The 13,870-nt window shown below is 72.7% G+C and carries 12 protein-coding genes; 7 read left to right on the top strand and 5 right to left on the bottom strand.

Annotated features, from left to right (window positions below; all coding sequences use genetic code 11):
• Positions 1 to 19: 19 nt before the first annotated feature.
• From ACFPCY_RS35605 to ACFPCY_RS35620, 4 genes are all read right to left on the bottom strand, one after another.
• On the bottom strand, positions 20 to 1,456 hold the full coding sequence (locus ACFPCY_RS35605; protein ID WP_378262821.1) for an acyltransferase family protein: 1,437 nt from the start codon (positions 1,454 to 1,456) through the stop codon (positions 20 to 22).
• Complete coding sequence (locus ACFPCY_RS35610; RefSeq protein ID WP_378262823.1) at positions 1,449 to 2,399, bottom strand: alpha/beta hydrolase; 951 nt, start codon at positions 2,397 to 2,399, stop codon at positions 1,449 to 1,451. The genes ACFPCY_RS35605 and ACFPCY_RS35610 overlap by 8 nt, the downstream gene beginning before the upstream one ends.
• A gap of 199 nt (positions 2,400 to 2,598) precedes the next feature.
• On the bottom strand, positions 2,599 to 3,264 hold the full coding sequence (locus tag ACFPCY_RS35615; RefSeq protein ID WP_378262824.1) for a response regulator: 666 nt from the start codon (positions 3,262 to 3,264) through the stop codon (positions 2,599 to 2,601).
• Complete coding sequence (locus ACFPCY_RS35620) at positions 3,261 to 4,979, bottom strand: sensor histidine kinase (RefSeq protein WP_378262827.1); 1,719 nt, start codon at positions 4,977 to 4,979, stop codon at positions 3,261 to 3,263. The genes ACFPCY_RS35615 and ACFPCY_RS35620 overlap by 4 nt, the downstream gene beginning before the upstream one ends.
• A 161-nt stretch (positions 4,980 to 5,140) precedes the next feature.
• Here ACFPCY_RS35620 and ACFPCY_RS35625 point away from each other — a divergent pair, with 161 nt between their 5' ends.
• From ACFPCY_RS35625 to ACFPCY_RS35635, 3 genes are all read left to right on the top strand, one after another.
• Positions 5,141 to 6,169: a PHP domain-containing protein gene (locus ACFPCY_RS35625; RefSeq protein WP_378262829.1), complete on the top strand. Its 1,029-nt coding sequence runs from the start codon at positions 5,141 to 5,143 to the stop codon at positions 6,167 to 6,169.
• Positions 6,170 to 6,489: 320 nt separating this feature from the next.
• Complete coding sequence (locus tag ACFPCY_RS35630; protein ID WP_378262831.1) at positions 6,490 to 7,200, top strand: helix-turn-helix transcriptional regulator; 711 nt, start codon at positions 6,490 to 6,492, stop codon at positions 7,198 to 7,200.
• Positions 7,201 to 7,385: 185 nt separating this feature from the next.
• On the top strand, positions 7,386 to 7,763 hold the full coding sequence (locus tag ACFPCY_RS35635; protein ID WP_378262833.1) for a VOC family protein: 378 nt from the start codon (positions 7,386 to 7,388) through the stop codon (positions 7,761 to 7,763).
• A 341-nt stretch (positions 7,764 to 8,104) separates the two neighbouring features.
• On the opposite strand, the gene aceE is transcribed toward ACFPCY_RS35635, so the two are convergent.
• Positions 8,105 to 10,882: a pyruvate dehydrogenase (acetyl-transferring), homodimeric type gene (gene aceE / locus ACFPCY_RS35640; protein WP_378262835.1), complete on the bottom strand. Its 2,778-nt coding sequence runs from the start codon at positions 10,880 to 10,882 to the stop codon at positions 8,105 to 8,107.
• A gap of 358 nt (positions 10,883 to 11,240) precedes the next feature.
• Between aceE and ACFPCY_RS35645 the strand changes: the two genes are divergently transcribed.
• From ACFPCY_RS35645 to ACFPCY_RS35660, 4 genes are all read left to right on the top strand, one after another.
• Positions 11,241 to 11,432, top strand: coding sequence for a DUF1918 domain-containing protein (locus tag ACFPCY_RS35645; RefSeq protein WP_378262837.1), 192 nt, complete (start codon positions 11,241 to 11,243; stop codon positions 11,430 to 11,432).
• A gap of 264 nt (positions 11,433 to 11,696) precedes the next feature.
• Entirely contained in the window at positions 11,697 to 12,104 is a 408-nt protein-coding gene (locus ACFPCY_RS35650; RefSeq protein ID WP_378262839.1) for a YjbQ family protein, read from the top strand.
• Positions 12,105 to 12,309: 205 nt separating this feature from the next.
• Positions 12,310 to 12,735 (top strand): DUF3052 domain-containing protein, encoded by a 426-nt coding sequence (locus ACFPCY_RS35655; protein WP_378262841.1) that lies wholly within the window; start codon positions 12,310 to 12,312, stop codon positions 12,733 to 12,735.
• Positions 12,736 to 12,912: 177 nt separating this feature from the next.
• The gene (locus tag ACFPCY_RS35660) at positions 12,913 to 13,374 is read left to right on the top strand and encodes a peroxiredoxin (protein WP_378262843.1); all 462 of its coding nucleotides are present in this window, start codon (positions 12,913 to 12,915) and stop codon (positions 13,372 to 13,374) included.
• Positions 13,375 to 13,870: the final 496 nt, after the last annotated feature.

The following is a 13,870-nucleotide window of genomic DNA, read 5'->3' on the forward strand; positions in this document are numbered from 1 at the left end:
CTTTTCTACCCGACGCCGCTCAGTACTCGGCGCATCCGGTGGTCGTCCTGCGTGTTCCAACGGTCTCGTCCGGGTCGTCCGGTCTCTTGGTGAGATGTACGGAAGAGCCCGCGGGTTGGGATCGGATCCGCCGCTCGAATCGGTGCGCCAGGGACCACAGGCCCGCCAGGACCGCCGCGAACACCGGGATCCAGACCAGCCGGTGGAGGATCCAGCCGGCATGGTCGGGCGGGTCGAGCAGTCCTGGCACTGTATCCGTGATCCTGGTCACGAGTGCTGAAACGCCCAGCATCGCCGATTGGTGCCAAAGAAAGATGGTCATGGCCGACAGGTTCACCATGGCGACACCAGCCCAGAGCATCGGACGCCGCATGAGGCTCGTGAGCGGCCCGCGAAGCAGCAGTGCCGCGCCGCACTGCGCCATCCCGAACGTCACCGCCGCCAGCGTCGGGGGTGAGAGGTTCGAGACCGCCTGTCCCGGCACTCCCACCATGCTCGCCGGGTACCCGGCGAACCAGATCAGGGCGGCCGTCGCCGTCCCTCCGCCGAGGAGCAGGGCCCATGGGCCGGCGGCGGGGGCCATGCGGGCGATCGGCCTTTCGGCTCTCGCCGGGGCCGTGGGGACAAGCCGGGGGCGGTGGGGGCGGGCGGTGAACGAGCCTTGCGCCCAGGCCGCGCCCAGGGTGAACGGGACGAGCCACGCGGACGCCACGGTGATCCAGGCGATCCAGCCCGGGGCGCCCAGGACGAAGCGGGCCAGATCCACCAGGGCCGTGATCGCGACCGGGATCGCCGCCGCCCACGCGCCGTAGCGCCGGACGGCCCCGGCCACGACGGGCGTGAGGGCGGTGAGGCCGAGATAGACCAGCAGGAACCAGAGCGGATCAAGGACGAGCTGGACCAGGGACCAGATCGTCCCCACGGGGTATCCCGCGACGATCAGCAACGGGACGGCCGCGGCCCACAGCGCCAGCAGGATCGGCACCGGGACCAGCAGCCGGGCGGCGCGACGCCCCAGCCAGGCACGGTAACCGTCGCTCCGCCGACCGCCGTCCTCCTGATCCCCGCCATGGGGAGCGTCGTGGAGAGCGCGATGCCCGCGAGCGCGATGCCCGCGAGCGCGGTGCCCGCGAGGGCGGTGGCCGCGGGCCGCCGTGTAGCCGCCGACCAGGAAGAAGATCGCGAGGGTCTGGAGCACCCAGCTGATCGGGGTCAGGGCGGGCATTGACGTGAGGGGACTGGCGGCGCGCAGGACGCCGCCGGTGTCGACCAGCCCGGTGACCAGCCAGTGGCCGAGGACGACGCCCACGATGGCCAGGGCGCGCAGGGCGTCCACGGCGCGGTCGCGGTGGTCGGGGGTGGTCGCCTCGATGATCGTGACCAGGCCGGGTCTGCGTTCGGCCATGCGGCGGTAGTGCTCGGCGTGCCAGGCCGGCAGCGCGGGTTGCTCAGCCATGGGTCACCTCGGCCTCCTTGTGCAGTGCGATACGCGTGAGGTTGGCCAGCGGGGTCGAACCGGGCTTGAGGTAGGCGCTGTGCTGGCCGCCGCCGGCGGCGAACCGGCGCGCCCCGAACGAGGCGGCCAGCGGATCGCGGCCGAACCCGACACCGAACAGCCGGACGTGCGGGACGATCTGCATCCAGTCGCCGGACGACCGCCCCGCCCACACCTGCGCCGACGGGAAGATCTGCCGGGCGGAGGTCGCGGTGGTGCCGGGGCTGCCGAACAGCGCGACCTCGTCCACGGGCAGCGGCCCGGCCTTGCCCGCCCGGCCGCAGACGACCGAGCCGTAGCTGTGGCAGAGCAGGGCGATGCCGGCGCGGGCGTTGAGGCGGTGCACGTCCCCGACCAGGCCGCGCAGTGAGGCGGCGGCCGTGCGGGCGCGGTCGTCGGTCAGGACGGTGGTGCTGAGCGTCGGAGGAGAGGCGTAGCCGAGCCAGGCGATCACCGCGAGCCGGGTGCCGGGCGCCTCGCGCCGGGCCTGGCCGGCGACGGACCGCGCCCCGCCGCCCGCCCACTTCCAGGAGTCGAAGTTGGTCAGCCGCCCGTCCGCGCCGGGGACGATGACCGCGACCCGGTCGGCGCGCGCCAGGTCTCCGACGACCTCGACGGCCCGGCCCGTCCCGCGGGCGTCGAAGGACAGGAAGCGGCGGCCGGACGCCAGGAACGCCGTCAGCGCCCGCGCACGGCCCCCGTCGTGCGTGCGCTCGGCGATGGTGCGGGCGGCCCGGATCTGGCCGTCGACGGCCGCGTACCGCGCGGACAGCGTCGCCGCCGACAGGCTCGGCAACGGCCCGGGCGCGCCGTACGGATCGGGCACGCGCCCGGCGGCCACGGTCGAACCGGCCACGGCCAGCACGGCGAGGGCCGCGGCCTCCCGGCGTCCAACGATCCGCATTCCCGGACATCCTTCCTGGTCAGTGAGTTCTCGCCACTGATCAGAAAGTTAGGAACCGGACCTTGTAACGGGGATCAACCGGCGGTGCGGTCTTCTCACGTACCACCGCAGTACTACGCCGCCTACACGACACGGACGGCCGGAAGACGGCGAGCGGCGCGCCTTCGAGCAGACGAAAGAGGACGGACGGGGGAGGGCGTTACTCGCCGGGGCGGACCAGGCCTACCTCGTAGGCGTAGACGATGGCCTGGGCACGGTCGCGGAGGCCCAGCTTGGCGAGGATGCGGCCGAAGTGGGTCTTCACGGTCTGCTCGGCGACCACCAGCTCGGCGGCGATCTCGGCGTTGGAGAGGCCGCGCGCGACCAGGACCAGCACCTCGGTCTCGCGCTCGGTCAGTTCGTCCAGCCGCTCGCGGGACGGCCCGCGCGGCGCGCCGAGGCGGGCGAACTCCGAGATCAGCCGCTTGGTGATGGACGGGGACAGCAGCGCGTCGCCCGCCGCGACCACCCGGACGGCCTCGGCCAGCTCGGTCGCCGAGGCGTCCTTCAGCAGGAAGCCCGACGCGCCCGCGCGCAGCGCCTCGTAGACGTAGTCGTCGAGGTCGAAGGTGGTCAGCATGAGCACCTTCGGCACGCCGTCGGGACCGTCCGCGAGCAGCCGCCGGGTGGCCTCCAGGCCGTCCATCACGGGCATGCGGACGTCCATCAGCACCACGTCCGGATGCAGGGAGCCGGCCACCTCCAGGGCCCGCTCCCCGTTGTCGGCCTCGCCGACGACCTCGATGTCGGGCTGGGCGTTGAGGAGCACGCCGAAGCCGGTCCGCACCATGCCCTGGTCGTCGGCGATCATCACGCGGATCGTCATGACGCGGAGGACCCCGACCGCGCGCCTCCGGACGGCGCGTCATCGCCCGCCGCCCCGCGGGCGGTCGCCCCCTGGGCAGCCGGACCCGTGGCCGCCGAACCGGTGCCGCCCGAACCCGTACTGGCCGAACCCGTACCGGCCGAACCGGTGCCGGCCGAACCGGTGCCGGCCGAACCGGTGCCGGCCGGACCCGTGCCGGCCGGACCCGTGGCCGCCGAACTTGTCGCCGCTGAACCTGGGGCCGCCGGGCCCTTGGCCGCCGCGCCGCCCGACCGGTCCTCGCGCCGGCCCGAGCCGAGGCCGGGTCGTTCGTCGCGCGGGCCGACGGCAGGGCGCGGCGGGGCTTCGCCCGATGGCGCTGGGCCTGGTGGCGCTTGGCTCGATGGCGCTTCGTCCGGTGGCGCGGTCTCGGGCAGGGTGGCGAGCACGGCGAATCCTCCCTCGGGGACGGGCGTGGCGGACAGTTCGCCGCCGAGCATCGCCACCCGTTCGCGCATGCCGACCAGTCCGTGGCCCGCGCCCGGCGGGGACGGCGTGGGGGAGTGGCCGGGCGCGGCCGGGCCGTTGACGACGCTCAGCCGTAGTATCCCGCCCCCGCGGGCGATCTCCACCCCGACCGTCGAGCCGGGCGCGTGGCGCATCGCGTTGCTGAGCGCCTCCTGGACGATCCGGTACGCGGTCAGCCCCACGCCGGGCGGCAGGCCGGAGATGTCGCCGACGACCTTGGAGATGACCTCCAGCCCGGTGCCGCGCGCGCCCGCGAGCAGCTCGTCCAGGCCGTCGAGGCTCGGCTGCGGCGCGGTGACCGCGCCGTCCTCCTGGCGCAGGACGCCCAGGATGCGGCGCATCTCCCGCAGCGCGTCGAGCGCGGTCGCGCGGATCTCGGCGAGGTCGGCGCGCGTCTCGTCGGGGACGTCCGGAGTCTTGTACGGCGCCGCCTCGGCCTGGATCGCGATCATCGACATGTGGTGGGCGACCACGTCGTGCAGCTCGCGCGCGATGCGCTGCCGCTCCAGCAGGACGGCCTCGGCGTCCCGGTGGCGGCGCTCCTGCTGCTCCAACTCGCGCCGGGACGTCCGTCGCAGGCGCACGAGGAAGCCCACGAGCAGCGGCACCGCGACCAGCACGGCCGCCCCGGCGGCCGTGCGCGGCTGCAGCAGGGCCGACCCGAGGACGGTCACCAGCGCCACGCCGACCGTGGTCTCGCGCGAGCACCGCACCGCCACCGTGTAGACGACGAACAGCATCGCGATCACACCGGACGGGACGAACCGGTCGTTCGTGGGCACGAGGACGGCGGAGAGCAGCAGTCCGGAGGCGGCCAGTCGCCAGGCTCCCAGCGGATGCCTGCGGCGCAGTGCGAGAGGCGCGGCGAGGCAGACCGCCAGGGCCACGACCACGAACGTCGGCGACGGCGTCGGCTGCGGCGTCGCGACGTAGGGGTAGGAAGGACGGTCGGCGAACCGCTCCGACAGCGCCGGGATGCCGCTGAACAGCAGGATCACGGCGACGAGCAGGTCGAACCCCTGCGCGACGATGCCGAACGGCAGCCGCCCGATGCCGATGAACCGCGTCCAGCGCAGGACGAACGGCCAGGGCGGATCCGGGACGCCGGGCTCGGCGCGGCCCCGCCACAGCGCGGCGGCCAGCGGGCGCGTGAGCAGCCGGACGGTCGCCCCGACGCCCGTGCCTCCGTGCCGCTCTTCGCCGCTCACACCCCCAGGTTAGAGAAGCCGGACCCGCACCCGGATGCCACCGTGGTCCCGACGTCGCGTCATACCGTGGTCCTACGCCCGCGCCCTCGTGATCACCACGCCGGACGACCGCGGCCGGGGCCGGGGGTTCAGGGGCATACCCACGGGCTAGATTGCAGGGTATGGAGCCTGCTGAGGCCTTGCGGCGGATCGCCTTCCTGCTGGAACGCGCGCAGGAGCCGACGTTCCGCGTGCGCGCCTTCCGCAAGGCCGCCGACCTCGTGGCCGGCCTCCCGCCGGACGAGCTCGCCGCCCGCGCCGAGCAGGGGACCCTCGGCGAGCTGCCCGGCATCGGCAAGGTGACGGCGCTCGCCATCACCGAGGCGCTGCGCGGTGAGACGCCCGTCTACCTGCGCCGGCTGGAAGCGACCGAGGGCGAGCCGGTGGACGAGGCGGCGGCCCGGCTGCGCGCCGCGCTCAAGGGTGACCTGCACTCGCATTCGGACTGGTCGGACGGCGGTTCGCCGATCCGCGAGATGGCCGAGGCCGCGATCTCGATCGGCCACGAGTACCTCGCGCTCACCGACCACTCGCCCCGGCTGACCGTCGCCAACGGCCTCTCGGCGGACCGGCTGCGCCGCCAGCTCGACGTGGTCGCCGAGCTGAACGCCGAGCTCGCGCCGTTCCGCGTCCTCACCGGCATCGAAGTGGACATCCTTTCCGACGGCTCCCTCGACCAGGACCCGGACCTGCTCGAACGCCTGGACGTCGTGGTCGCGAGCGTGCACTCCAAGCTGCGCATGGAGCGCGTCCCGATGACCGAGCGGATGGTCAAGGCCGTCGCGAACCCGCACGTCAACGTGCTGGGCCACGCCACCGGACGGATCGTCAAGGCGGGCGGACGCCGCGGCGGCCTGCGCCCCGAGTCCGAGTTCGACGCCCGGCTCGTCTTCGACGCCTGCGCCGCCTACGACGTCGCCGTCGAGATCAACTCCCGTCCGGAGCGCCTCGACCCGCCCAAGCGCCTGCTCCGCCTGGCCGTCGAGGCGGGCTGCCGCTTCTCGATCGACTCCGACGCCCACGCGCCGGGCCAGCTCGACTGGCAGCCCAACGGCTGCGACCGCGCCGCCCGCTGCGGCATCCAGGCCGACCGCGTCGTCAACACCCTCCCGGCCGACGACCTGCTGGCCTGGACCCACGAGAAGCGCTGACCCGCCGACCCGCTCTCCTAGATCCCCGGAAAGCTGAGCTGCCGGCCTGACGCCACGAGAGGCGCCGAGCTGCCGACTTGAATCCACCAAAGCGGTGAGCTGTCGGACCAGAGCCATGAGAAACGCTGAGCTGCTGGCCTGAGCCCACGAAAAGCGGTGAGCGGCTCGCGCCTTCCGACGCGTGGACACGTGAGTTCGCCACGGGCGTTTCGGGTTGTCCGCAGGGGAGTGGCCTCTTTTGGACGCTCGTACAGGACGTTCGCGAGTGGTGGTGGCCAGCGCGAGCGGAAATGTCGGAGGGGCGGCGTACGGTCGGCGGGGTGAACCGCACAGACCGGTTGTACGCGCTGGTGGAGGAGCTGCGGGCGAGCGCGCCGCGGCGTCGCAGCGCCCGCGAGCTGGCGGCGCTCTACGAAGTGAGCGTCCGGACGATCGAGCGCGACCTCGGCGCGTTGCAGCAGGCCGGGGTGCCGATCTACGCCGACGTCGGCCGCGGCGGCGGCTACACGCTGGACAAGGAGCGGACGCTGCCGCCGGTGAACTTCACCGCCAGCGAGGCCGTCGCGCTCGCGATCTGCCTCGGCCAGGCGGGCGACACCCTCTACGCCCAGGCCGCCCGGACGGCGCTGAACAAGATCCTTTCGGTGATGCCGGCGGCGGACAACGACGCCGCGCGCAACCTGGCGTCCCGGATCCGCTTCCACGTTCCCAAGGACGGCGAGGAAGCCGCGCGCCCGGCGCGGGACGCGGTGCTGGAGGAGGCGATGCTCGCGCGGCGGGTCGTCCGCATCACCTACGTGGACCGGCACGGCAGCGAGACCCAGCGGGAGGTCGAGCCGCAGGCGTTCACCGTCGCCGAACGCGGCTGGTACCTGCTCGCTTGGTGCCGGTTGCGCGGTGAGTGCCGGGTGTTCCGGCTCGACCGCGTCCTGCGCGCCGTCCCGCTGGACGAGATCGCGCCCGAGCGGTCGTGGGACTCGCTCGGCGAGCCGCCGAAGGAGATCCGCACCAAGGCCCTCGAACTCGCCTGACCCCGGCACTCCACCTGAGACCTGCTCGGCATCCACCCGAGACCTGCTCGGCACTCCACTTGAGGACGTGCCCGGCAACCCGTCGGGAAACTCGCTGCGAAGTCGTCCGGAAACACCGACAGGGGGTTGTCGCCGACCCGCGCGAACCTCGCTCCAACGCAAGGACGAGCGAGGGAGACAACGACATGACCGACATCGCGTACAACTCGGTGGCGTGGTTCGAGATCGGAACCGAGCAGGTCGCCGACACCAGGCGCTTCTACGGCGAGCTGTTCGACTGGACGTTCAACCTCGACGAGGACGGCACGCTGAAGTACCACGAGGTCACCGCGCCGGGCGCGGACCGGCCGTCCGGCGGGATCCTGCAGTCGGACGGCCACTTCCCGGACTACGCGATCTTCTACGTGGTCGTCCGGGATGTCGCCGAGACGGTCGGCCGCGCCGAGTCGCTGGGCGGCAAGGTGATCGTCCCGCCGACGACCAACGACGCCGGGCTGACCTTCGCCCAGCTCCAGGACAGCGCCGGCCACCACTTCGGCGTCTTCTCCCCGCCCGCCGCCTGACCCGCCGCGCGACCGCCCGAAGCGCACGTCCGGCCCGCACCCGCTGACGCGCGTCCGGCCCGCACCCGCTGACGCGGCCCGCACCCGCTGACGCGGCCCGCACCCGCTGACGCGGCCCGCACCCGCTGACGCGGCCCGCACCCGTTGACGCGCGTCCCGCTGAACCGCGTTCCGCTGACGCGCGTCCCGGCTTTCGGTGGACGTCTCGCCTCGCCACGGCGTCCTGACGGACGGGCGTGCCGTGCCGGGCCGTCCGGCCGAAGCATGAGAAGGCCCCGGGGCCGCGACCTACACCTCCGCGGCCCCGGGGCCTTCGCTCGTGCGCGTGACAAGCGCCAGGGTCAGGCGTCGCCGCCCGTGTTGCTCTCGGCGGTCTGGACGCCGCCTGCGAACGCTTCGTCCACCGGCGCGTTGAGGCGGTAGTGCTCGATCGCGCGCTGGAGCACCTCGTGCTTCACCTCGCCCGCGCGCGCGAGCCGCGTCAGTACCGCGACGACGATGGACGCCGCGTCCACGTGGAACACGCGGCGCGCGGCGGCGCGGGTGTCGGAGAAGCCGAAACCGTCGGTGCCGAGGGACGTGAAGTCGCCGGGCACCCACTGGGCGATCTGGTCCGGGACGGCGCGCATGTAGTCCGACACCGCGACGGACGGTCCGGACGCCTCGCCGAGCCGCTGCGTCACGTACGGGACGCGCTGCTCCTCGTCCGGGTGCAGCATGTTCCACTCGTCGCACGCGGCGGCCTCGCGGGCCAGCTCGTTCCACGAGGTCGCCGACCAGACGTCCGCCGAGACGCCCCACTGCTCGGCGAGCTGGCGCTGCGCCTCCAGCGCCCAGCGGCCCGCGACGCCCGACGCGAGGATCTGGGCCTTCGGCGCGTCCCCGGACATCTCGGACGGACGGTACAGGTAGAGCCCCTTGAGCAGCCCCGCGACGTCGAGGTCGGACGGCTCGGCGGGTTGCTGGTAGGGCTCGTTGTAGACGGTCAGGTAGTAGAAGACGTCCTCGCCGTGCGGGTGCTCCTCGGACGATCCGTACATGCGGCGCAGCGCGTCCTGCGTGATGTACGCCAGCTCGAAGGCCCAGGACGGGTCGTAGTGGACGCAGGCGGGGTTGGTCGCGGCGAGCAGCGGCGAGTGGCCGTCGGCGTGCTGGAGGCCCTCGCCGGTCAGCGTGGTGCGGCCGGCCGTCGCGCCGAGCAGGAAGCCGCGGCCCATCTGGTCGCCGAACGCCCACGCCTGGTCGCCGGTGCGCTGGAACCCGAACATCGAGTAGAAGATGTAGACCGGGATCATGGCCTCGCCGTGCGTGGCGTACGACGTCCCGGCCGCGATGGTGGACGCCATGGAGCCCGCCTCGCTGATGCCCTCGTGCAGCATCTGGCCTTGCTCGGACTCCTTGTAGGAGAGCAGCAGCTTGCGGTCGACGGCCTCGTAGGTCTGCCCGTGCGGCGAGTAGATCTTGGACGTCGGGAACAGCGAGTCCATGCCGAACGTCCGGTACTCGTCCGGGGCGATCGGGACGAACCGGGCGCCGATGTTCTCGTCCTTGATCAGGTCCTTCAGCAGCCGGACGAACGCCATCGTGGTCGCGACGTTCTGCTTGCCCGAACCCCGCTTGAGCTCGGCGTACACCGGGTCGCCGGGCAGCTTCAGCGGCTTGGCGCGCACGACCCGGCGCGGCAGGAACCCGCCGAGCGCGGCGCGCCGCTCGCGCATGTACTCGATCTCGTCGGAGTCCTCGCCCGGGTGGTAGTAGGGCGGCAGCTCGCCCTCCAGGGCGGAGTCGGGGATCTCCAGGTACAGCCGGTCCCGGAACTCCTTCAGCTCGGCCTTGGTGAGCTTCTTCATCTGGTGGGTGGCGTTGCGCGCCTCGAAGTCCGGCCCGAGCGTCCAGCCCTTGATGGTGTGCGCGAGGATCACGGTCGGCTGGCCGACGTGCTCGCGGGCCGCCTTGAACGCCGCGTAGACCTTGCGGTAGTCGTGCCCGCCGCGCGACAGCTTGCGCAGGTCGTCGTCCGACAGGTGCTCGACCATCTTGCGGAGCCGCGGGTCGTCGCCGAAGAAGTGCTCGCGGATGTAGCCGCCGGACTCGACGGTGTAGGTCTGGAACTGGCCGTCCGGGGTGGTGTTCATCTTGTTGACCAGGACGCCGTCCACGTCCTGGGCGAGCAGCGGGTCCCAGTCGCGGCCCCAGATGACCTTCAGGACGTTCCAGCCCGCGCCGCGGAAGAACGACTCCAGCTCCTGGATGATCTTGCCGTTGCCGCGCACCGGGCCGTCGAGCTGCTGCAGGTTGCAGTTGATCACGAAGGTGAGGTTGTCCAGCTCCTCGCGGGCGGCCAGCCCGATCGCGCCGAGCGACTCGGGCTCGCCGGTCTCGCCGTCGCCGAGGAACGCCCACACGTGCGAGCGGGAGGTGTCCTTGATCTTGCGGTTGTAGAGGTACCGGTTGAACCGGGCCTGGTAGACCGCGTCGATCGCGGTGAGCCCCATCGAGACGGTGGGGAACTCCCAGAAGTCGGGCATCAGGCGGGGGTGGGGGTAGGACGACAGGCCGCCGCCGGGGTGACTGAATTCCTGCCGGAAACCGTCGAGCTTGTCCTGGGGGAGGCGCCCTTCGAGGTAGGCGCGCGCGTAGATGCCGGGCGCGGCGTGCCCCTGGATGAACACCTGGTCACCCGACTCGCCGTGGTCCTTGCCGCGGAAGAAGTGGTTGAAACCGACCTCGTAGAGCGAAGCGGCCGAGGCATAGGTGGCGATGTGCCCGCCCACTCCCAGATTGGGGCGGTTGGCGCGGGAAACCATGATCGCCGCATTCCACCGGATGTACGCCCGGATCCGGCGCTCGATGTGCTCGTCCCCGGGGAACCAGGGTTCGTGCTCGGGCGGGATGGAGTTGATGAAGTCGGTGCTGCGCAGGCCGGGCACCCCGACCTGCTGCTCCCTCGCCCGCTCCAGCAGGCGGAGCATCACGTACCGCGCCCTGCCCCGGCCCTCGGTCTTGATGACCGTGTCCAGCGACTCCAGCCACTCCCGGGTCTCGTCCGGGTCGATGTCCGGAAGCTGGCTCGGCAGGCCGTCGCTGATGATCGAGAAACGCTGGCGTCCGGAAGCCACGGGGTCCCCTCTGTGCTCGGCGTCTGTCGGTGAACGACGGGGTGGTCGACGCTCCGTCGCCCCTGGTTGTCCGGTCCATCGTCGCCGTTCGGCGGGACCATCGCATCTCTACCGGCTGGTAATCATTCTGGCCGCCGCGGCGCCCCCGGTAACCCCCAGATAATGCCCTTTTCCACCCTTTTTAGCCCCTGATCGCCGAGCGTTCCGGAAGGCCGTCCGGGCGCGGCCGGAATGTGCCGCGATGCGGAGTGCGCGAACCCTTGGCGGAGCCCGCGCTCCCGTATCAAGGTGGAGGGGAGACGTCGACCGGACGGTCCGCGCGAGCCCGCGCGGCCCCCGTGCCAGTCCGGAGGATCTGATGAACGCATCGGTCGGAGACCGTCTGCACGTGCACGGCAACATCGTCGGCCTGGCCGACACCACCGGAGAGATCGTGGAGGTGCGCGGCCGGGACGGCGGGCCGCCCTACCTCGTCCGGTTCGCCGACGGCCGCACCGCGCTGGTCTTCCCCGGCCCGGACGCGGTCATCGAGCCCCGCACCACCCGCTGACCCACTCCGCCCCGCCCGCTGGTGGGCTCCGTCCGGCTCGGCGGTCCGGCTCCGTCGCGTCCGGCGGCCCGATTCCGTCGCGCCCGGCTGCCCGGTCGGTCGCGTCCGGCGGTCCAGCTGCGTCGCGTCCGGCGATCGGGCTTTGTTTCGCTCGCTGGGGAGCCTCGGTTCGCCCGCTGGGCGCGGCGGTTCCGCACCCCGGTCGGACGTCCGGCCGGGGTGCGGCGGAACCGGAGGCGCGCCGTTCCTGGTAGACAGGGACATATGGAGAGCACCGTGGTCCGGGTGACCACAGGGAACACCGAAGTGGTGCGCGACATCACGCCCGAGTGCGAGCGTTTCGCCGCCGAACAGGGCGGGGACGGGCTGCTGCACGTGTTCGTCCCGCACGCGACGGCCGGCGTGGCGATCATCGAACTGGGCGCGGGCAGCGACGACGACCTGCTGGCCGCCCTCGGGGACCTGCTGCCCGCCGACGACCGCTGGCGGCACGCCCACGGCTCGCGCGGGCACGGCCGGTCGCACGTCATGCCCGCCATGATCCCGCCGTACGCGACCCTGCCCGTGCTGGGCGGACGGCTCCAGCTGGGCACCTGGCAGTCGGTGGCGCTCGTCGACCTCAATGTGGACAACCCGGACCGGCAGGTACGGTTGTCCTTCCTTGCGGGATGAGCGTGGGTTGTTACGCTCGGTGGGTGTTCCGTCACGACGTCCGGCGCGAATCGGCCAATGAGGCCACCAAATGCCGGGAAGACACTTGCGCGAGGGGCCTCCACTTGTGTGGACTGTCCCGCAAAACCCGCGCGGGGCGGGAACGGACCGCCACGGGGGCGGCCCGGACCGTCCGGCGCGGACTACCGACCATGGGAGGACTTTCGTGAGCGCGACCGCTGGTCAGGCGCAGTCTGAGCGCAGCCTGGCCGAACGGCTCGGATTCAAGCCGGACCAGGTGGTGCAGGAGATCGGTTACGACGACGACGTCGACGAGGAGCTCCGCGAGAGCATCGAGGCCGTCACGGGAACCGAGCTCGTCGACGAGGACTACGAGGACGTCGTCGACGCCGTCCTGCTGTGGTGGCGCGAGGACGACGGCGAGCTGTTCGACGCCCTCTCCGACACCCTGGTCCCGCTGGCCGACGGCGGCGTCGTGTGGCTGCTCACCCCCAAGGCGGGGCGGGACGGGCACGTCGAGCCGAGCGACATCGACGAGGCCGCCTCCTCCGCCGGCATGACGCAGTCCAAGAGCGTCTCGGCGGCCGCCGAGTGGTCGGGCACCAAGCTCGTCCCGCCGAAGGGCCGCTGACCCGGGCCGACCCGCGCCGCCGCCGGCGCGCGTCCCGTCGCGCGGAGTCCGTGTCCGCCTCCGGTCCCCTCGGGCCGGCGGCGGCGCGGGCCCGTGGCAGACTGGGCGCGACGGGTTCCCGCGACCGCGGGGACGAGCGCATCCCGCCCGCGGGCGGGTCGATCCTCGGGAGAGGCATTGGCGGTTGAGGTAGGCGGCGTCGCACCGGACTTCGAGCTGAAGGACCAGCACGGCACGCCCGTGAAGCTGTCGGACTTCCGAGGCGAGAAGAACGTCGTGCTGGTGTTCTTCCCGCTCGCCTTCAGCGGCGTGTGCACGGGCGAGCTGTGCGCCATCCGGGACGAGCTGCCGACGCTCGTCGGCGACGGCGAGACGCAGGTCGTCGCGGTCTCGGTCGACTCGACCTTCGCCCAGCGCGCCTGGGCCGAGAAGGAGGGCTACGAGTTCCCGATCCTCTCGGACTTCTGGCCGCACGGCGGGGTCGCCCGCTCCTACGGCGTCTTCGACGAGGACCGCGGCATCGCGACCCGCGGCACCTTCGTCATCGACAAGGAGGGCGTCGTCCGCTGGACGGTCGTCAACGCCATCCCCGACGCCCGCGACCTGGACGAGTACCGCAAGGCCCTCTCGACTCTGTAAGTTCGCGCCGCCGGGCCCGCCCAAAGGCGAGCCCGGCGCCCGCTCCACCCGCAAGCGCACCCCCGCAATCACCCGCACGGGACCTCGCCTTCGGCGTCCTCCCGCCCGGTCGGTAACGCCCTCGCACTGGTCAGTGCCGTCGCCCGCCTGCAATGCTCGCTCGGGCGTGCGACGGCACTGACCACGGTCGCCCGCACCGCGATCGCCCCCGCGCGGTCGCGCCTTGGGCGTCGCCCCGCGCGGGGGCGCGCGTTACGGTCGCGCGGTTGCGCGTGCGGGGGCGCGCTTTGGGGGTCGTCTCGCGCGGTCGGTGGTGCGGTCGCAACTGGTTACGGTCGTCGCGCGGTTGTAATGCTCGCTCGGCCACGCGACGGCACTGAACACGGTCGCTCGCACCGCGATCGTCCCCGCGCGGTCGCGCCTTGGGCGTCGCCCCGCGCGGGGGCGCGCGTTACGGTCGCGCGGTTGCGCGTGCGGGGGCGCGCTTTGGGGGTCG

Origin of the sequence: Actinomadura gamaensis, assembly GCF_042652125.1 — a bacterium.
GTDB lineage: Bacteria > Actinomycetota > Actinomycetes > Streptosporangiales > Streptosporangiaceae > Spirillospora > Spirillospora gamaensis.